This is a genomic window from Collinsella sp. AF37-9 (assembly GCF_003475115.1).
Lineage (GTDB): Bacteria > Actinomycetota > Coriobacteriia > Coriobacteriales > Coriobacteriaceae > Collinsella.
On sequence record NZ_QROQ01000004.1, the window covers coordinates 67508 to 86791 of the forward strand.

Below are 19284 nucleotides of genomic sequence, written 5' to 3' on the forward strand. Positions count from 1 at the left end.
ATCGGATTATTGAGGACGCGCGGTCAGCTTGCGGCGGCGTGGGGAAGGTCACTCGTCGAGCAGGAGGTCCGAGGAGCCGAGGCGCTCTTCTCGCGCCGGGGCGGCGCTCACGCTTATGTAGTCGAAGACATATGCGATCTCGCTTACGGGAACCTCTACGCGATAGCGCGTCGAGATGCTCGAGAAGCTCTGCCTGAAGGACTCGATGAAATCGGCGCGTTCCTCCTCGAAGCGGTCCTGGCCAACGTAGGTCTCAATGGGGTTTCTGGTAACAAGGCGCTCGACGAGACAGCAGAGGTGAACGTAGAGCCCAATGATGGCGTTGCTGCCGATCTTCTCGCCTGTCCTGCGCTGAAGCTCGTGCACGGCGCTCTCGATCTCATGGAATAGCCGCTCCGGGTCGAGGATGGTGATGGAGCGGATGACGTTCTGCAGCGTCATGTTCGAGAGCAGCTTCTCGTGGAAAGAAGAGAGCTCGGAAGCGTCAAGCCACCTGCCGAACACGGCATCAACCTTAGAGGCGGACGCCGTCGACATGATGTCCTCGAGGGCGACGAAGGGGACGGAGGCGACCCCGGGGTCTCCCGTGCCGATGACGGCGCAGACGCGGTGCTCGGAGAAAACGGCGTCGTTCGACCCGTTCGCGACGAGCTGCTTGAAGGGCCTCGTGAGCAGGCGCGCGCCTATGGTGCGCGGGAGGCTCTGCGAGACGAGCTGGCGTATCCTCTCCGCGGCGTCGACCCCGGACTCGGAGCAGAAGACGATGGCGTCCTCACGGTTGACGCGCTCGATCACCTTGCAGTGCGTCACGCACGCGGCGGTCGCATCGCCAAGAACCTCGGCGATGGACTTGCCGCCGAGCAGCGCGACCCCGATCTCGAGCGCAAGACCGGTAGAGACGTTGTTCACCACGCCGATAGTGGAGTCGGTAACGTTCTCGAGGGCCTTATAGGCCTCCTCCAAGGAGCCCATGTCGACGAGGAACACGACCCCGGTGCAGTAGGAATGGCGGTCGACGAGGCGCTGGAGCGGACCGACGATGTCCTTCAGCTGCTGGTCGTAGGGCATGTCGACAGCCTCGTACACATGCATGCCGAGCATACGGTTCGCCGCGTCGGCGATGCTCGTCGCCGTTGAGTAGCCGTGGGACAAGATGACGCAGAGCGTCCGAAGGGCCTTCGCATCGCGAGACTCCGATGCGACGCACAGCGTCAGAAGCGTCTTCGTGAAGTGATCGAGCGAGATTCCCAGCGCCCCTTCCACGTCTGCGGCGACCTGATCGGAGACACTCGAGGCAAACGGCAATTCGGAGGTCACGGCACCGAGGAGATGGGAGATTTGCTCCGCACAGGCAGACTTTCGCTTAGCCAGGCCGATACCCGGCCACAACTGCAGGCAAATCTCCTGGGCCAGTAGAAAAGCGACCTTCCTCGAAAGCTCGATGCCATAAGAAGAGCCTGCGTCGGCAAGGACCGCGCCCACGACGCGCTCGAAGGCGCGCGACCTCGAGGAGGCGACGCCGTGGTCGAAGATCAAGTGATCCTCAACGCCGCGCACAGCGGAGACAGCTTGCGAGACAAGCTCGGAGACAGAGAGCTCCCCGGCGCAGAATCGCTCATCGAGGGAGCACAGGGCATCGAGCGCCTGCTCGACCGGCCCTGTGCTCTCGGCGGCATCCAGAGACGCGTCGATCAGAACGCCATCGTCGGGCTGTTGATCGATCTGCGCGGAGGAGAGGAGCCCGCTGGGAAGAAGATACGGGCGAACGACGACGTAGTCGCCCTCGCGATTGAGGAACGCTTTGGCACAGCAGTTCGTCACGCAGGCGCGCAAGCCGGCGATGTTATCGGAAAAGTCCGCGTTCACGAGGCAACGGTATGCGCCGCGGCTGATCTTCACATCAGAACCGATTCGGCACCCCTCGCTGCGCAGGAAGCTCAAGATGAGATCCTCGCGCTCCTCGGGGGTCCGCTCCTTGAGTGAGGGGACGCGGGCACAGATGGGCATTTTGCTGTAGGCCGAGGAAACCTTCAGGTCATCGGCGGAAAGCGTCGTCGAAAGAACGAGGCGAGCGCGCGGCGCATCCTGGGAGGCATCGAGCCCGAGGGCCGTCGCAAGGCAGTGCTCCATCGCAGAGGGAGAGAGTGCCTCGATGCCGTTGACAAAGACCACACCCCCGCGCGCTTTCGCGATCGACTCGTCAAGAAGCCCGTTGAACGAGGCGGCGTCCGGGACCCCGGCGCAGTCGATGCGCACATAGGAGGAGTCGCGGGACAGCAAGCCCTGGTTCTTGCCGTACTCGTACACAAGGCGAGAAAGGAAAGACTTACCGACACCCATGCCGCCGCTCAAGAGGATGGGCAGGCCAAACGGAGGGTACTGAACCGCAGCCTTGCACTGCTCGACAACGGAGCTGAGGCTCATGTCGAAGCCCACGGCACGCGCGAAGTCACGGTGATCGGCGATTCCCGTCGCCTGGATGAGGTCGGCGAGCGAGGCGTACTCGCTTGCAGAGAGCTTTACCTGAAAACGCTTCTGGAACGCGCGGCGATGAAAATAACGGACAGGCCTGCCCGCCACCTTAACCACAAGACCGGCGCGAACAAGGTCGTTGAGGTACTGGCTCGCCAGGCTCCTGGAGATGATGAGCGTCTCGGCGATGTCGGAGGTGGACAGACGGGCAAGGTCGTCGAGCGAGACGGCAGAGGTGAGGGCCTCGAGATGCTCGAGAATCCTGTCCCTCATGTCGACGGGTTTCTTTGCCAAGCTGTCCTGTGTGGTCTTGTCCATGACTTCTTACCTCCTCGTACAAGGAGTATAAGGGGAGAACAGAGAACGGAAGGGGGCGCGTGGGGGAATCAACAGCTCCGAGGAAAAGTCCACCACTTGAGGGGCAGAAAACAACGGCCATTGAACATTCGGGGCCGACGCTCAACACTTCGGCTCGACACTTCGCTTTGGAAAGGGCCCGGCGCGCCGGGGTCCCAACATAAAGAAGGGCCCCGGCGCGCAGGGCCTAAAGCTTAACCATGCGCGCGGCGATGCGGGCGCAGTCGCAGGCGGCCTTCTTCTCGAAGGTGTTGTAGTCACGACCCGGCCCTCGGCGCAGGGCTTGTCGCTGATGGCGCGCACGACGACGAGGGGCACGCCGTTGAGATAAGCGGCCTGCGCGATGGTGCAGCCCTCCATCTCGCAGCACAGGTCGCCGAAGGTCGCGAGGATTCGCTCCTTCTGTTCCGCGGGCGAGACGAACTGGTCGCCGGAGACGACGCGGCCCTTGAGGACCTTAATGTCGGGGGCGACGGCGGCCGCGGCGGCGCACGCCGCCAGCAAGGGCCGGAACGGATCGCGCAAGATCAAGGCGTCGCCCGGGAGGTCGGGCGTTACCGTCAGCCGGCGCCGCGTCTGCCGCATCATGAGGGAGAACGGCCTGGCCGGCGCATACGGCAGGAAGAGGTTCAAGGTGCACCCCGGGGCGGTCAACGAGGCCGACGTGTCGAACGTCGTCGCGCGCGGCTTCGGCGGCAGGGCGCCGTGCACCCATATATGCAGCGACTTGGTCTGCGTGCGCGTCGGGGCGTCGTGGAACTACGTCTGCCTGCTCGTCGACCTCTGCAACGGGGAGATCGTCGGCCACTCCGAAGGACCGAGGAGGGACGCGCGAGCTCCGAGCCAAGCTCTTGGATTACGTGCACTGGTACAACAACTTCAGGATCCACTCGACGCTGGGCTACATGTCGCCGGTCGAGTTCAGGGAGGCGGGGCCGTCCCTCCCGGAATCGTCCAAATATGTGTTGCCAATCCATAGCCAATCCAGCCATCATCTTCGCGAAGGCGGACGTCAGGAAAAGCTCGGCTTGAGCTCGGTCGGACGCGGTCTGTGGGGCATCATTCAGGCTCAGGGGGTCTCCTTGTCTTCTTCGGTCGCAACCTGAATGATAGGGACGGCCCCTTCTCTCTTTCCCCTTCGTTTTCGACGCGTCACCCTCTCGGCGGGCTTAAGGCCCGCGCTCGCGGGTGCAGGGGCTACGCCCAAACCCCAAAAACGTAACGCCGTGCTCGAAGCGTTTCCGGACGTCAGCGTAATCTCAAATCCCGTTCGTCAACTCATGGGCAAGCCACCTGAGACTACTCATTTCTCCTACTGGCAATGAAGACCTGCGACCTGCAGTTTTGCAAACTGCTTGAAAGCCACCTGCGTTGATTCACTTCCTATTGCAGCTGGCGGCTTGCACGCGAAAAGGCATTTAAGTTTCAAAACGGGCGTTTTCGGCGCTATCGAGCCTCCAAAGGCATCCCGCCGCGCCCTTTGGGACAAAAACAAAAACTCAAAGCCCTGAGTTCGAAAATAGTTTTTGGAGTTGTCCCGACTTTTGTCCCCGAAGCCGACGAAACGCGACAGGGTGTCACCTGGAGGCACTCGATTCGAGACGGCACCGAAAACTGGATGCAACCGGAATGACAGGACGGCAGAACCGAAGCCATCGAGTGGGGATAGAAAAAGGCCCGGGTGCCATGGCATCCGGGCCTTTGCTAGCAACTTGATGTTGCGGGCAGCTTAGAACTTGTGGCCGCACTTCTTGCAGACGCGCAGCTTGTTCTTGCCGTCCTTCTCGTGACCGACGCGGGTAACCTTACCGCACTCGGGGCAAACGAGATTGACGTTGGAGGCGTCGATGGGAGCCTCCTGCGAAACGATGCCGCCCTGCTGGTTGGCAGCGTTGGGCTTGACGGCCTTCTTGACGACCGAAACGCCCTCGACAACGACCTTGTTCTCGGCGGGGAGAGCACGCAGGACAACGCCCTGCTTGCCGCGATCCTTACCAGAGAGAACCTGGACCTTATCGCCCTTCTTGATATACATATATCTCCCCTAACTACAGGGTCTCGGGAGCGAGCGAGACGATCTTCATGTACTTCTTGTCACGAAGCTCGCGAGCGACGGGCCCGAAGATACGGGTGCCGACGGGCGAACCATCGTTGTTGATGACAACGCAGGCGTTCTCATCAAAGCGAATGTAGGAGCCATCCTTGCGGCGGATCTCCTTAACGGTGCGAACGACGACGCAACGGACAACGTCCTTCTTCTTGACGTTGGCGCCAGGGGTAGCCTCCTGGACAGCACCGATGAACACATCGCCGATGCCTGCATAACGACGCTTGGAACCGCCAAGCACCTTGATGCAGCGAATCTTGCGAGCGCCGGAGTTGTCGGCGACGTTCAGCATGGTTTGCATCTGAATCATGGTAGATGTTCCTCCGAACTAAGAACCGAAGAGAGGTGCGCAGCCTTTATACGGCCCGTGGTATGCAAGCCAGGCATACGCACATCTTCGGAAACGTACAAGTCGTAAGAGCGACTGCTTATTTAGCGCGCTCGACGACCTCGATGAGGCGCCAACGCTTCATCTTGGACATAGGACGGGTCTCCATAACGCGGACGGTATCGCCCACGCCAGCCGTGCACTCCTCGTCGTGAGCGTGCAGCTTCTTGGAGCTGGTCATCATCTTGCCGTACTTGGGGTGACGCTTGCGCTCGGTGATGGTGACAACAATGGTCTTGGCACCGGAGACGGAGGTAACGACACCCGTACGGACCTTACGCGAGTTACGCGAATCAGTCATGTTCTCTCCTTAGGTCCTACTCGGCGACAGCGGACTTCTCCGCTGCGATCTCGCGGGCGCGCTGCTCCGTGAGGACGCGAGCGATGTCCTTCTTCACGGTGTTGACGCGAGTGGTGTTGTCCAGCTGGCTGGTGGCCATCTGGAAACGAAGGTTAAAGAGCTCGGCGCGCATTTCCTTCAGCTTCTCAACGAGCTGAGCGTCCGAGAGCTCACGAATCTCTGCGGGCTTCATTAGTTCTCCTCCTTGGCGGCGGCGGCGTCCTCAGCAGCCCACTTGGCCTCGAGAGCGGCCTCCTCAGCCATCTCCTTCTCGATGCGCTGCTCAGCGTTCTTGGCAGCAACAATCTTGGTCTTGATGGGAAGCTTGTGCTGTGCAAGACGCAGAGCCTCGCGAGCGACCTCCTCGGGCACGCCCTTGACCTCGAACATGATGCGGCCGGGCTTGACGACGGCCACCCACTCCTCGGGATTACCCTTACCAGAACCCATGCGAGTCTCGGCAGGCTTCTTGGTGATGGGCTTATCGGGGAAGATCGTGATGTAGACACGACCGCCACGCTTCATGTAGCGGGTCATGGCAATACGAGCGGCCTCGATCTGACGGTTGGTGATCCAATGGGCCTCGAGAGCCTGGATACCAAACTCGCCGAAATGCAGCTCGGTATTACCCTTGGCCTGGCCCTTCATGGAGCCACGCTGCACCTTGCGGTGAAGAATACGCTTAGGGGCAAGCACTACTGACCCCTCCTCTCGGAGTTACGACGACGAGGACGGGAAGAGCCCTCGAGTGCAGGGTTGGGAACAGGCTGGCCCGGGAGCTTCTCGCCCAGGTAGATCCAGACCTTCACGCCGCAAGCGCCCATGGTGGTGCTGGCGACAGCCGTGCCGTAGTCGATCTTGGCACGGAGGGTGTGCAGAGGCACGCGACCCTCGCGGTACCACTCACGACGGCCCATCTCGGCACCGCCGAGACGACCGGAGCACTGGATACGGATGCCCTTAGCGCCGGCCTTGCGGGCAGACTGGACAGCCTTGCGCATAGCGCGACGGAAGGCAACGCGGCCCTCGAGCTGCTCGGCGATAGACTGAGCAACGAGGTTGGCGTCGAGCTCGGGGCGTTTGATCTCGACAACGTCGACGGAGAGCTGGCCCTTGGAGACGCCAGCGACCTTCTCGAGCTCGGTGCGGAGGGTATCGATCTCGGCACCCTTCTTACCGATGACAACGCCGGGGCGAGCGGTGAGGATGATGACCTTCACCTTGTCGCCAGCGCGCTCGATCTCGACGCGGGAGACAGCTGCGCGGGAAAGACGCTTCTCGAGGTACTTGCGGATCTCGAGATCGTTACCGAGGGTCTTAGCGTAATCCTTCTCTGCGAACCAGCGGGAGCGCCAGTTCTCGGTGATGCCAAGACGGAAGCCGGTGGGGTAGACTTTCTGACCCATACAGCTTTACGCCTCCTTTCGAGGAGCAACGACGACGGTGATGTGGGAAGTACGCTTCAGAATGCGAGAAGCGGAACCCTTGGCGCGGGGACGGATGCGCTTAAGCGTCGGACCCTCGTCAACATAGGCAGCGGCGACAACCAGGTTGTCGGCACGCAGACCGTTGTTGTTCTCGGCGTTCGCAACGGCGGAACGGAGAACCTTCTCGACATCCACGGCGACGGCGCGGTCGCAGAAGTGGAGGATGTCGAAGGCCTGAGCGACAGGCTTGCGGCGGATCAGATCGACCACCAGGCGGGCCTTGCTGGGGGAAACACGCACGTACTTAGCGACGGCGCGAACCTCGGTGGCCTCAGTTTCAATAGACTTAGTTGCCATTTACGGTTAACCCCCTATTTGGCCTTGTGGCCACGGAACGTACGAGTCGGCGCGAACTCGCCGAGCTTGTGACCAACCATGGACTCGGTAACATACACGGGCACATGCTTGCGGCCGTCGTGGACGGCGATGGTGTGACCAACCATCTCGGGGAAGATGGTGGACGCGCGGGACCAGGTCTTCACGACGTCCTTCTTGCCAGCCTCGTTCATCGCGGTGATACGCGAGAGAAGGCGAGTCTCCACGAACGGGCCCTTTTTGAGACTTCTGCTCATAAGTGCTTTCTCCTAAAACTCGGTATCCGAAATTACTTCTTACGGCGACGAATGATGTGCTGGTTCGAGACCTTCTTCTTCTTGCGCGTACGAAGGCCCTTCGTCGGCTTACCCCAGGGGGTAACAGAGGGACGACCAGAGGTGTGGTTCTTGCCCTCGCCACCGCCGTGCGGGTGGTCGACAGGGTTCATGACGGTACCGCGGACGGTCGGGCGCACGTTCATGTGACGCTTACGGCCGGCCTTGCCGATGACGATGTTGGCGTGATCGGCGTTGCCGACCTCACCGACGGTGGCGCGGCAGGTAACGAGGATGCGGCGCATCTCGGAGGAAGGCATACGGACGATAGCGTACTTGCCCTCCTTACCCATCAGCTGGCAGGAGTTACCGGCGGAACGGGCGATAGCAGCGCCCTTGCCCGGCTGGAACTCGACGGCGTGGATGAGCGTACCGACGGGGATGTCGGCGAGGGGCAGAGCGTTGCCCGGCTTGATGTCGGCGTCAGAACCGGACATGATGGTCTGACCGACCTCGAGGCCCTTGGGGGCCAGGATGTAGCGCTTCTCACCGTCAGCGTAGTGCAGCAGAGCGATGCGAGCGGAACGGTTCGGATCGTACTCGATCGTGGCAACCTTGGCGGGCACGCCGTCCTTGTTGCGCTTGAAGTCGATCACGCGGTAACGACGCTTCACGCCGCCGCCCTGGTGGCGGGTAGTGATGCGGCCGTTGTTGTTACGACCGGCCTTCTTGGGCAGGGGCTCGAGAAGAGACTTCTCGGGCTTGGTGCAGGTGATCTCGGAGAAGTCGGAGATCGTCTGCCAACGCCTACCAGCGGAGGTCGGCTTAAGGTGCTTTACAGCCATTACAATCCCTTTCAATAGGAATCCGTTAGCCATCGCAGACAGGGATTCGAGGTTCTGCCTCGGGTGCGATGACACCGGACGTATACACGGTTCCGGGCGTGTCCATTTTATACGCCCGAAACCTTGAGCTCTCGCCTCCCCTATTTGGGAGGCATGAGCTCACTCAACAGCAGCGAGTCTTAGGCCTGATTGCCAAAGACCTCGATGGTGTCGCCCTCGGCCAGCGTGACGATGGCCTTCTTCCAAGAACGGGTCTTGCCGGCGACATAGCGCACACGCTTGGTTTTGGGCTTGACCGTCAGGGTGTTCACGCGAACGACCTTGACGCCGAAGATCTCCTCGACAGCGTCCTTGATCTGATACTTGTTAGCATCCTTGGCGACCTCGAACGTGTACTTGTTCAGCTCCATGCCGGAGAAGGAACGCTCGGACACGATCGGACGGATGATGATCTCGTGGGCGGTCATTTATGCAAGCACCTCCCCGAAGTGAGCGGCGATGTCGGCGGGCATCAGCACAGCGTTGTTGTTGACGAGATCGTAGGTGTTGGCCTCGTCAGCGGTGATGATGAACGTCTTGGGAATGTTGCGGAACGACAGGTAGGCGTTGACGTCCTCATCGCGAACGATGATGGTCAGACGCTTGCCCTCAAGGCCGAGAGCCTTGAGCATGGCGACAGCAGCCTTGGTGGAAGGCTTCTCGAAGCCGTAGTCGTCGACGAGCACGAGCTCGCCATCGGCCAGCTTGGCGGACAGCGCGGAGCGCATAGCCAACTTGACCTCCTTGTTGTTCATACGCTTAGCGTAGGAACGGGGCTTGGGGGCGAAGACAACGCCACCGTGACGCCACTGGGCAGCACGGATGGAACCCTGGCGGGCACGGCCGGTGCCCTTCTGACGCCAAGGCTTCTTGCCGCCACCGGAAACCTCAGAGCGACCCTTAGCAGACTGGGTGCCCTGACGCCAAGAGGCCATCTGGCACTTGACGATGTGGTGCATAACGTGGATGTTCGGCTCGATGCCGTACACCTCAGCGGCGAGCTCGGCCTCGGCGACCTTCTTGCCCTCGCTGTTCTTTACTTCAAACTTTGCCATTTAAGTGTTCTCCTTGGTATGACGCTGGGCTAAATGGGCTGGGCCCTTAGGCCATACGGATGGCGACGAGACCATTCTTGGCACCCGGGACAGCGCCCTTGACCAAGATGAGGTTCTGCTCGGCATCGATGCGGACAACGGAAAGGTTCTTGACGGTAACGCGCTCGTTACCCATGTGACCGGCCATCTTGACGCCCTTGAGGACGCGCGCAGGATAGGCGCACTGACCGATAGAACCGGGGTGACGCTGGAAGTGAGAACCATGCGTCATAGGACCGCGGCGCTGACCCCAGCGCTTGATGCGACCCTGGAAGCCCTTACCCTTGGAGGTACCGATGACGTCGACCTTCTCGACATCAGCGAAATCAGCGACGGTGACGACCTCGCCGACCTTGTGCTCCTCGCCGTTCTCGACGCGGACCTCACGAAGGAAGCGGACAGGCTCGACGCCAGCCTTGGCGAAGTGACCAGCCATGGGCTTGTTCACGTTCTTGGCCTTGATGTCGCCGAAACCGATCTGGACGGCGTCATAGCCGTCGGTTGCCTGAGTTTTAACCTGCGAGACAGCGCAGGGGCCAGCCTGGATGACCGTGACGGGAACGACGTTATCGTCCTCGTCCCAAACCTGGGTCATGCCAATCTTGCGGCCGAGAATCATGCTGATCAAGATATGATCCCAACTCTCGCGTGGTCTTGGGACAATGCGTACACCACCGAGCGTACGCCCCTAGAGGACCACTACTTACACGACGTGCTCCCCAGCCTTGTATTTCGCCCGGACTACCTGACAACCCTATTAAGCAGGCATTTTGTCCAGCCAGAATACTCCCCTGGTTTCACACAGCTGTTTAGTATACACGGCTGCGGGCGTATCCATCGAGATTCATATTTCACTCACATTGTTTACGCAGGTAAAGTGCGTGGATGGCTCCCGAGCACGGCGGAGGGCCGGAGAAATATATTAAGGTCATCGCGAGTTCCGCACGCAAAGGAGAGCACTTAATGTGCTCTCCGTCTTGCGCAGGACTGTAGAGCAGGGACCTTAATATATTTCTCCGGCCCTCCGCCGTGCTCGGGAGACGACACGTTGATGTCTGCTTAACTCTGCTCGCTCAGCTAATTACTTTGTTGGGGGTCCACTATTTGCTGGAGGGTGAACTTGCATTGCATTGGCTCGCCTTCTGCTTGTGGCTTTTCCTCGTCAAAAACGAAGATCATGATGGCGCAGTTGGGGAGTTTTGCTGGGAGCTCGAAGCCCTCTGGGGCTGCGGCCTTGATAAATTGGCGGCTGGCGCTGCCGTGGCTTACTGCTAGGAGGGTTTCGATACCATCGGCGCCCATGAGATTGGTGAGGGTGCCTACCATGCGTTCTTGCAACGCGTGGCTTCCTTCTCCTCCGAAGGGGACCAGATCCTCGCCGGGGTCCCAGACGTCGGTAGGCAGCGCGTCGTGGGGGCCTTCCTCAAAGGTGCCGTAGCTGCGCTCGATGATGCCTTCGCAGGACTCGACTGCTGCATCCGGGCCGAGGAGTTCGGTTGCGACGAGACTTGCTGTGTTCATGGCTCGGCCTAAGGGCGATGAGACCACTTTGTCGGGGACGACGCCGTGGGCTTTGAGCCACGCGGCTGCCATTCCCGCTTGTTTACGGCCCAGGTCGGTTAACGGTGAATCGCAGCGGCCCTGGACCAGCTTTTTGACGTTGAATTCTGTCTGGCCGTGGCGGAGTAGATATAGCTTCTTCATGCTCTCCCCTTCTGCATCATTTGCTTTATCGGCTCGGCCCTACTCGTGGGTATGCCCTACGTAGTCTTCGTCGATCGTGATCTTGGCAATCGACTTGGGATATTCAGATTCGACACGTTTCGCCAACGCGTGCTTTAGGTCCTCGGCGCTCATCGCCAAATCCGAGGGACGTACGCAGTCAAAGATCACGTTGGTATGCGTGGGACCCGGAACACAGCGTAGGTCGTGGATCGAGAGGCGGCTATCAATCTCCTGGGCCATGGCGTTAATGCGTAAACGCATGCTCGCCACCTTGGGATCGTCGGTCACGATGGGGTCGTAATGGAGCGTGACAATCATGCCGTCTTCGTTCCTAAACGCCTGCTCAATATTGTCGAGCGTGTCATGGCTTTTCAGCGGGCTGACCTCGGCTGCCATCTCGGCGTGAGCGCTTGCGAACTTCCTGCCCGGGCCGTAGTCGTGAACCATCAAATCGTGAACGCCCAAAACGCCGGGGTAGCTCATGATCTTGTCTCGAATGTGCTTGACCAGCTTAGGATCGGGCGTCTGGCCCAAAAGCGGGCTCACCGTATCCTGGATGAGTTCAAAACCGCTCCAGCCAATATAGGCGCCAACGGCAAGGCCGACCCATGCATCAAGATTGATATGCGTCACCTGGGAAACAATCGCGCACGCCAGCACGGCGCCCGTAGCAAGAACATCGTTCTTGGAATCCTGCGCGGTCGCACGCAGCGTCTCGGACTCAATGCGGTCACCGAGCTTTTGGTTGAGGGCCGCCATCCACAGCTTTACGACCATCGAAAGCACTAGAACTGCCACCAGGGCAAGCGAGAACTCGACAGGTTCCGGGTTGACGATACGCTCAACCGAGGACTTCACCAGTTCGATGCCAATAAGCAGCACGAGCGCCGCCACAACCAGACCCGAGAGATACTCGTAGCGGCCATGTCCGTAAGGATGCTCGGGGTCGGCCGGCTTGCTCGCCAGCCTAAAGCCCAGCACGCTCACGATATTCGAGCTGGCATCGGACAGGTTGTTCATGGCATCCGCCACGATCGAAACCGATCCCGACAGCACGCCAATTACGCCCTTCGCAGCACAAAGCGCAACATTGGCGAGAATACACACCACGCCCGTCAACGTGCCCACGCGCGCACGGTCGCCCTGCGCACGACGAACAATCCACTCAACCATCTATATCCGCCCCCACGGTACTACCTATATATCTATTGCTCAAACGGATTGTAGTGTAGCCACTTTGCCCCACAGATACAAAAAGGCCGCAACCCACACGGGCCACGACCTTGGAACATGACAAAGAAATCGCCCTTTGTCGCACGGGTTTATGCGCTTGCTTCGGCCACGCTCTTCGAGGTTTCGGGTGAATCAGCTCCGTCCCCCGTCGTCTGCCCCTTCGCCGGCACCACGCCAAAGCAGTAGCTCAGCGCCGCAGACACCGCAAATGCCACACCGCCGGCAGCACAGCACCACAGCAGGTTCGAGATGCCGCCCGTGGCAAAGCCAATGACCATGAGGACATTCGTCATGCCGATGGTATAGGCCGTAACGTGGCCCACGGCCGCAACAAGGCCTCCGACGGCACCGCCAATGGCCATGCACGTCAGACACCTGCCATATTTAAAGCCGCAACCGTACAGCGCCGGCTCGCTTACGCCGCCAAGAACACCCGAGATTGAATAGCCCAGCATGAGCGCCTTCTCGTCCTTATCCGCAACGCGAAGCGACGCGCCAAAAGGCATGCCCCAAACGGCGAACGTCGCCATCGTCGCGGCAATCAGGATGCACGAATCCGTTCCCACACTCATAAACTGCGCGTACGCAAGCGATAGGACAACGTTGCTGATACCCGCGATCTTAAGAAACTCCCAACCCGCGGCAAGCCCCATGAGCGTGAGCAGCGACACGATGCCACCGGAATTGCCAAGCATAAACATAAGCTGGCCCAACAGCATGCCCAGATAGCTGCCCGCCGGCGCTGTAATACACAGCGAAACCGGAACCATGACGAGCATGGTTGCAAACGGAACGAACGAAAATGCCACGGCCTTAGGGATAACTCGATGAAAGAAACACTCCACTCGCCATAGCACGGGCACCGAGATGAGGACCGGAATAACAGTCGTCGTGTAATCGTTGACCGGCGCGGGAAGCAGACCATACACGGAAGTCATCGATGCCCCCGCCGTCGATGCGGCATCGACGAGCTTAAGCAGATCGGGCGCAATCAATACGCCGCCCAGCATCATGCCCAGTTGTTCCGAGCAACCGAGCTGGCGGGCAGCCGCCCAACCAAGATAGATGGGCAAAAAGTAGTAACCGGCGTTATAGAGCCAACTGTAGAACAGGCGATAGATTTCGGAATCGGCAGGCCACAGGCCCAGCATGCCTTCGCCCATAATGACGGCGACGGTGCGGAACAACGCCGCGCAGACAATAAAGGGCAGCGCCGACATCATGCTTTTGGACAGATAGTCCACCACGGCCATGGCGTTTGATGAAACCGTCGTTGTAAACGAGGTGTTAGAAACTTGTGACATGGAACGCCTTTCCCAATGTGACATGCGGACTGCCCCTTTGTCACATCGTGCGGTACTGACCGATTGCGCGGTACTTTTCGTAGCGGAGGTTTGTGAGGGTCGCGTCGTCGAGCTGCCCAAGCGTATCGAAGGCATCAAATGCCGAGGACATGACGGCACCGGCGATCTCCTCATGCGACAGGCCCCTATCGTCAACAATGCCGTCGATGATGCCGAGCGCCAACAGATCGGGGGCCGTGAGCTTAAGCGCTTCGGCGGCCTCATTCGCGCGGTCGGTATCCTTCCACAGGATCGACGCACAGGCCTCGGGGCTCACGACCGAATAGGCCGAGCTCGAGAGCATCAGGATGCGGTCGGCCACGGATAGCGCCAGCGCGCCACCAGAGCCGCCCTCGCCTGTCACCACCGAGACAATCGGCGTCTTAAGGCCGCTCATCTCCATGAGATTCTGGGCAATCGCCTCGCCCTGGCCGCGTTCCTCGGCACCGATGACGCAAAACGCGCCCGAAGTATCGACCAGGCACAGAACCGGTCGACCAAACTTTTCGGCCTGGCGCATAAGGCGACGCGCTTTGCGGTAGCCCTCGGGATGTGCCATACCAAAGTTGCGACGCATGCGCTCTTTGGTCGTGGTGCCGCGTTCGATGGCGATGACCGTTACGGGGCATCCGTCTTTCCAGCCAATGCCAGCCACTACAGCAGCGTCGTCGCCAAAGTAGCGGTCGCCGTGCAGCTCCACAAATCCATCCAGGCCCAGCGAGATCACCTCGCCTGCCGTGGCGCGATCTGCCGAGCGGGTCTGCTTAACAATCTCGAGCGCGGTTTTTGGTGCGGCCGAGCGCTTGAACAAGTGTCCCAACTTTTTGCCGCGGCGACCCGTATGCACGATCTCATGCGGTGCCCCCAGGCCGGGCGCGTGCCCTTCGTGCAGCGCCAACAGCTCGCCTACCGTGAGCGCAATCTCGCCACGCGGAACAACGGCATCGCAAAAGCCGTGCTCCAGCAAAAACTCGGAGCGCTGGAATCCCTTGGGCAGGCGCTTGTGCATGTTCTGCTCGATCACGCGCGGGCCGGCAAATGCCGTCAGGGCATCCGGCTCTGCCAGGATAATGTCGCCCTCCATGGCAAAGCTCGCGGTTACGCCTCCGGTCGTGGGGTCGGTGAGCACCGTGATATACAGGCCGCCCACCTCGCTGTGGCGCCTAACTGCCGCAGAAATCTTGGCCATCTGCATAAGCGATGTCACGCCCTCTTGCATGCGCGCACCGCCCGAAACGGTAAAGCCGACAACTGGCAATCCCAGCTCGGTCGCATGCTCAAATGTGCGACAGATCTTCTCGCCCACCACGGAACCCATCGAGCCCATCATAAAGTTGGCATCCATAAAGAAGAGAGCTGTATCGCAACCGCAGATTTTGCCCCTGCCGCACACAACGGCATCGCGCTCGCCCGAACGCTCGCTCACGCTCTTGAGTTTGTCGGCATAACCGGGAAACGAGAGGAAGTCCTCCGACGCCAGATTAGCATCCCATTCCTCAAACGTGCCCTCGTCGACCGTCATGCGCATACGGTCGCGCCCGCTCACGCGAAAGTGCTTGCCGCAACGAGGGCAGACCTCGAGGTTGTCGTGCAGGCGCGCCTCATCGATCACACGGCGGCACTCCGGGCACTTGATAAACACGTGGCGCGCGGGAAACTCGGCGCACGACTCGGTCATCGGCCCCTCGAGGACGTTGACCGTCTTCGCTTTTCTATTCATCAGCATAGAGATGCCCCATCAGATCGGTGTGATACATGCCCGACAAGAACTCGTCGTTTGCCAGCACGTCGAGCTGAAGCTCGCTGTTTTCGCTCACGCCCTCGATCACGAGCTCGCCCAGGGCCGAGCGCATCTTGCGAATGGCGCCGTCACGCGTGGGCGCACACACGATGAGCTTGCCGAGCATGGAGTCGTAGTACGGCGGAACGTTCGCACCGGTAAACATGGCGGAATCCCAGCGCACGCGCGGACCACCCGGCACACGCAATGCGGTGACCGTTCCGCATGACGGCAGAAAGTCCGGCGTTTCGGCATTGATGCGGCACTCCATGGCGTGGTTGCGGACCGGTACGTCCTCCTGCTCAAAGGGCAGGGACTGGCCGGCGGCCACGCGCAGCTGCCACTTGACCAAGTCGGTATCGGTCACAAACTCCGTGACCGGATGCTCAACCTGCAGACGCGTGTTCATTTCCATGAAGTAGAAATTGCCGTCGTCCGAATACAGGAACTCGATGGTGCCGGCGCCCTCATAGCCAACGGCACGAGCCAGGTCGCGCGCGGCCTTGTGCATGCGCGCGCGAATGTCGTCGTGTCCGTCGAGGCACGGCGCGGGGCTCTCCTCGATCAGCTTTTGGTTGCGACGCTGTACCGAGCACTCGCGCTCGCCGAGCGAAAACACATGGCCCTGCTTATCGGCCATAATCTGCACCTCGACATGGTGCGCCGGCGCGACGAACTTCTCCATGTAGCACTCACCGTCGCCAAAAACGGCCTCGCCCTCGGCACGCGCTTCGATAAACGCTTTTGCCGCATCTTCCACGCGCTCGACCTTGCGAATGCCGCGACCGCCGCCACCCGCACGCGCCTTGATGAGCACGGGGCAGCCGATGCGCTCGGCCTCGGCCGTCGCCTCCTCGGGGCTTTTGAGCAAATCGCAGCCCGGTACGATGGGCACGCCCGCCGCGGCAGCCGTTCGACGCGCGGCGTCCTTGTCGCCCATGCTGTCGATCACCTCGGCCGAAGGACCGACAAACGTCAGGCCATACTTGTCGCAGTCGCGCACGAAGCTCGCCTTCTCGGAGAAAAAGCCATACCCGGGATGAATTGCCTTGGCGCCCGACTTTACGGCACAGGTGAGCACGGCATCGTCGTTGAGGTAGCTCTCGGCAAGACGCGGGCCGCCGATGCAATACGCCTCGTCGGCAAGCTGCACGTGTAGCGCGTCCGCATCGGCCGTGGAATAAACGGCGACGGTCTTGATGCCCATATCGCGGCACGCGCGGATAACACGGACCGCGACTTCGCCTCGATTGGCGATGAGCACTTTGTCGAACATGAAGCCTTCCTTAACTTTCGTGCATGAGTGCAAAAGACATATCGGCACGGCAGCAAACCTCACCGTTGACGCTCGCAGTACCCGTCGCAAAGCGGAACGGTCCGCGCGCACGCGTGATGGTGCACACCAGATCAACCGTGTCGCCCGGGCGCACCGGACGCTTAAAGCGCACCTTATCGAGACTCGTATAGAACGGCGTCGCGCCGCGTGCCTCCTCATCGCCCATCAGCAGCACGCAGCAGTTCTGGGCGAGCATCTCGCACTGAATCACGCCGGGGACGACCGGGTTTCCCGGAAAATGCCCCTGCAAAAAGTACTCGTCGCCCGTGATCGTGATCTTGCCGTGGGCCTCGTCGCCCACCAGCTCGGCCTCGTCGAGCAAAAGCATCGGTTCGCGATGCGGCAACAGTTCTTTAAGCTCTTCTTTGTTCATGGATATCACCTATCCGATCCTCATAAGGCAACTGCCGAACTCCACGAGGTCGCCGTCGGCCACGCAGATCTCGAGCACCTCGCCGTCTGCCTCGGCCGTCACCTCGTTGAGAACCTTCATGGCCTCGATGATGCAGAGGGTCTCACCGGCCTTGACCTTGGAGCCCACGTGCACAAACGGCTCGTCGCCCGGCGCCGGGGCAGCATAGAAAACGCCGACCATGGGAGCGGTCACCTCGGTGCCCTTGGGCTCCGGTGCGGCGGCAGGCGCCTGCGCGGCGGGCTCCGGTGCGGCGGCAGGCATGGCGACAGGAGCCACCGCCGGAGCAGTCACGGCACCCGGCATAGGCATGGGCACGGCAACCGGCTGCGCGGCGCTCGCGCGCTCGAGTTCGACCGCGGTGCCATCGGGCTCCTCAACGCGTACGCGCGTGAGGCCGCGGTCCTCCATAACATCGGCTATCTCGGCAAGTCTTTTGGAATCCATGCTCTAGCTCCTCGTATATCTACGCAGCGCGATGGCGGCGTTGTGCCCGCCAAAGCCCAGGTTGGTCGAAAGCGCCCAGGTAAGGTCGGCGCGAACCGCGCGATTGGGCGTGTAGTCAAGATCGCAGGCGGGATCGGGTGTGTGGTAGTTAATGGTCGGCGGCACCACGCCCTGCTCGAGCGCCATGGCGCAGGCCATGACCTCGATGGCGCCCGTAGCACCGATCATGTGACCGGTCATCGACTTGGTCGACGAGACATGTGCGGCGCGCGCCGCGTCCTCGCCGAGTGCTCGCTTGATGCCCGCCGTCTCGGACGAATCGTTGAGCTTGGTCGAGGTGCCGTGGGCATTGATGTAGAGACCCTCGGAAGGCTTGACATCGCCCTCGGCCACCGCCAGCGATATCGCGCGGGCAATGCCGGCAGCCTCGGGATCGGGGCTCGTGATGTGATAGGCATCATCGGTGTTGCCGTAGCCCACGACCTCGGCGTAAATGTGCGCACCGCGCGCCTGCGCATGTTCCATGCTCTCGAGCACGAGCACGCAGGCGCCCTCGCCCATCACAAAGCCGTCGCGGTCTGCATCGAACGGGCGGCAGGCAGTCGCGGGATCGGGGTTGGTGGTCAACGCACGGCAGGACGTAAAGCCCGCAACGGCATCGGGGATAATTGCGGCCTCGGCTCCGCCGGCGAGAATCGCATCGGCATAGCCATGCTTGATGGCGCGGAACGCCTCGCCCACGGCATGGGCCGAGGTCGCGCACGCGGTCACCACGGGCAGGGTCGGGCCTTTTGCCTTGTGGCGGATCGCGATATTGCCCGAAGCCATGTTGGGGATCATCATCGCGATCATATAGGGCGATGCACGGCTAGGCCCTCGATCGGCGATCGTGTGGACGTTGTCGACAAGTGTCTGCATGCCGCCCACGCCCGAGCCCACGTAGACGCCCAGGCGTTCGTGATCGATGGCGCCTTCGACATCAAAGCCCGCATCGTGCATGGCCTCGTCCGACGCCGCCATCGCAAACTGAACGCAGGGGTCGAGATGCTTGGCGTCACGCTTGCCAAAGTACTCGTTGCCGTCAAAGCCCTTGACCTCGGCCGCCACCTTAACGGCAAACGCATCCGTATCGAAGTGCGTGATCGGGCCGATACCGCACGTGCCGGCGCACATAGCCGCCCAGGTGGCAAGCGCCGTGTTGCCGAGCGGCGATACGGCACCGATGCCGGTGATTGCAACTCTCTGTTCCATCATGGTCTCCTCATCCAAGCCGTTCTTCGGCCCTGGTT

23 protein-coding genes and 1 pseudogene are annotated in these 19284 nt (G+C 61.0%); 2 read left to right on the top strand and 22 right to left on the bottom strand.

Features of this window, described 5'->3' with window-relative positions; all coding sequences use genetic code 11:
* Positions 1-48: 48 nt before the first annotated feature.
* Positions 49-2790 (bottom strand): PRD domain-containing protein, encoded by a 2742-nt coding sequence (locus DW024_RS02375; protein ID WP_118376889.1) that lies wholly within the window; start codon positions 2788-2790, stop codon positions 49-51.
* A 141-nt stretch (positions 2791-2931) separates the two neighbouring features.
* Positions 2932-3462 (bottom strand): hypothetical protein, encoded by a 531-nt coding sequence (locus tag DW024_RS02380; protein ID WP_233541308.1) that lies wholly within the window; start codon positions 3460-3462, stop codon positions 2932-2934.
* Between DW024_RS02380 and DW024_RS02385 the strand changes: the two genes are divergently transcribed.
* Entirely contained in the window at positions 3356-3808 is a 453-nt protein-coding gene (locus DW024_RS02385) for a hypothetical protein (RefSeq protein WP_233541310.1), read from the top strand. The genes DW024_RS02380 and DW024_RS02385 overlap by 107 nt on opposite strands.
* Entirely contained in the window at positions 3690-3935 is a 246-nt protein-coding gene (locus tag DW024_RS10240; protein WP_233541311.1) for an IS3 family transposase, read from the top strand. Before DW024_RS02385 ends, DW024_RS10240 begins: the two co-directional genes overlap by 119 nt.
* A gap of 623 nt (positions 3936-4558) precedes the next feature.
* On the opposite strand, the gene rplX is transcribed toward DW024_RS10240, so the two are convergent.
* The 20 genes and pseudogenes from rplX to fabF form a co-directional block, all read right to left on the bottom strand.
* Positions 4559-4864 (bottom strand): 50S ribosomal protein L24, encoded by a 306-nt coding sequence (rplX, locus tag DW024_RS02390; RefSeq protein WP_006235043.1) that lies wholly within the window; start codon positions 4862-4864, stop codon positions 4559-4561.
* A 13-nt stretch (positions 4865-4877) separates the two neighbouring features.
* Positions 4878-5246 (bottom strand): 50S ribosomal protein L14, encoded by a 369-nt coding sequence (gene rplN, locus DW024_RS02395; RefSeq protein ID WP_006235041.1) that lies wholly within the window; start codon positions 5244-5246, stop codon positions 4878-4880.
* A 118-nt stretch (positions 5247-5364) separates the two neighbouring features.
* On the bottom strand, positions 5365-5625 hold the full coding sequence (gene rpsQ, locus DW024_RS02400; RefSeq protein WP_006235040.1) for a 30S ribosomal protein S17: 261 nt from the start codon (positions 5623-5625) through the stop codon (positions 5365-5367).
* A 16-nt stretch (positions 5626-5641) separates the two neighbouring features.
* Positions 5642-5857 (bottom strand): 50S ribosomal protein L29, encoded by a 216-nt coding sequence (gene rpmC, locus DW024_RS02405; RefSeq protein ID WP_118376891.1) that lies wholly within the window; start codon positions 5855-5857, stop codon positions 5642-5644.
* Positions 5858-5964: 107 nt separating this feature from the next.
* Positions 5965-6360 (bottom strand): annotated as a pseudogene (gene rplP / locus DW024_RS02410) (50S ribosomal protein L16); the annotation flags it as partial.
* On the bottom strand, positions 6360-7070 hold the full coding sequence (gene rpsC / locus DW024_RS02415) for a 30S ribosomal protein S3 (RefSeq protein ID WP_006235037.1): 711 nt from the start codon (positions 7068-7070) through the stop codon (positions 6360-6362). The gene rpsC and the pseudogene rplP, both read right to left, overlap by 1 nt.
* A gap of 6 nt (positions 7071-7076) precedes the next feature.
* Positions 7077-7448 (bottom strand): 50S ribosomal protein L22, encoded by a 372-nt coding sequence (gene rplV, locus DW024_RS02420; RefSeq protein ID WP_006235036.1) that lies wholly within the window; start codon positions 7446-7448, stop codon positions 7077-7079.
* 14 nt (positions 7449-7462) lie between these two features.
* The gene (gene rpsS, locus DW024_RS02425; RefSeq protein WP_006235035.1) at positions 7463-7723 is read right to left on the bottom strand and encodes a 30S ribosomal protein S19; all 261 of its coding nucleotides are present in this window, start codon (positions 7721-7723) and stop codon (positions 7463-7465) included.
* Between the two features lie 32 nt (positions 7724-7755).
* Complete coding sequence (rplB, locus tag DW024_RS02430; protein ID WP_055250219.1) at positions 7756-8586, bottom strand: 50S ribosomal protein L2; 831 nt, start codon at positions 8584-8586, stop codon at positions 7756-7758.
* A 179-nt stretch (positions 8587-8765) separates the two neighbouring features.
* The gene (gene rplW, locus DW024_RS02435) at positions 8766-9053 is read right to left on the bottom strand and encodes a 50S ribosomal protein L23 (RefSeq protein WP_022094197.1); all 288 of its coding nucleotides are present in this window, start codon (positions 9051-9053) and stop codon (positions 8766-8768) included.
* A complete protein-coding gene (gene rplD / locus DW024_RS02440) occupies positions 9054-9680 on the bottom strand; it encodes a 50S ribosomal protein L4 (protein ID WP_006235032.1) in 627 nt (208 codons plus the stop codon).
* A gap of 46 nt (positions 9681-9726) precedes the next feature.
* Positions 9727-10347 carry a 50S ribosomal protein L3 gene (gene rplC, locus DW024_RS02445; protein ID WP_035137484.1) on the bottom strand — a complete coding sequence of 207 codons (621 nt, stop codon included), beginning with the start codon at positions 10345-10347 and terminating at the stop codon, positions 9727-9729.
* A gap of 449 nt (positions 10348-10796) precedes the next feature.
* Positions 10797-11423, bottom strand: coding sequence for a histidine phosphatase family protein (locus tag DW024_RS02450; protein WP_117786160.1), 627 nt, complete (start codon positions 11421-11423; stop codon positions 10797-10799).
* Positions 11424-11462: 39 nt separating this feature from the next.
* Entirely contained in the window at positions 11463-12617 is a 1155-nt protein-coding gene (locus DW024_RS02455; protein ID WP_117786159.1) for a cation diffusion facilitator family transporter, read from the bottom strand.
* Positions 12618-12766: 149 nt separating this feature from the next.
* Positions 12767-13981 carry a PTS transporter subunit EIIC gene (locus tag DW024_RS02460; RefSeq protein ID WP_117786158.1) on the bottom strand — a complete coding sequence of 405 codons (1215 nt, stop codon included), beginning with the start codon at positions 13979-13981 and terminating at the stop codon, positions 12767-12769.
* 40 nt (positions 13982-14021) lie between these two features.
* A complete protein-coding gene (gene accD, locus DW024_RS02465; protein ID WP_233541309.1) occupies positions 14022-15740 on the bottom strand; it encodes an acetyl-CoA carboxylase, carboxyltransferase subunit beta in 1719 nt (572 codons plus the stop codon).
* Positions 15733-17076: an acetyl/propionyl/methylcrotonyl-CoA carboxylase subunit alpha gene (locus DW024_RS02470; RefSeq protein ID WP_117563762.1), complete on the bottom strand. Its 1344-nt coding sequence runs from the start codon at positions 17074-17076 to the stop codon at positions 15733-15735. The genes accD and DW024_RS02470 overlap by 8 nt, the downstream gene beginning before the upstream one ends.
* A gap of 10 nt (positions 17077-17086) precedes the next feature.
* Positions 17087-17509 carry a 3-hydroxyacyl-ACP dehydratase FabZ gene (fabZ, locus tag DW024_RS02475; protein ID WP_117563763.1) on the bottom strand — a complete coding sequence of 141 codons (423 nt, stop codon included), beginning with the start codon at positions 17507-17509 and terminating at the stop codon, positions 17087-17089.
* 9 nt (positions 17510-17518) lie between these two features.
* Positions 17519-17995, bottom strand: a complete 477-nt coding sequence (gene accB / locus DW024_RS02480; protein WP_117765060.1) for an acetyl-CoA carboxylase biotin carboxyl carrier protein — start codon at positions 17993-17995, stop codon at positions 17519-17521.
* Positions 17996-17998: 3 nt separating this feature from the next.
* Entirely contained in the window at positions 17999-19246 is a 1248-nt protein-coding gene (fabF, locus tag DW024_RS02485; protein WP_117806120.1) for a beta-ketoacyl-ACP synthase II, read from the bottom strand.
* Between the last annotated feature and the right edge of the window lie 38 nt (positions 19247-19284).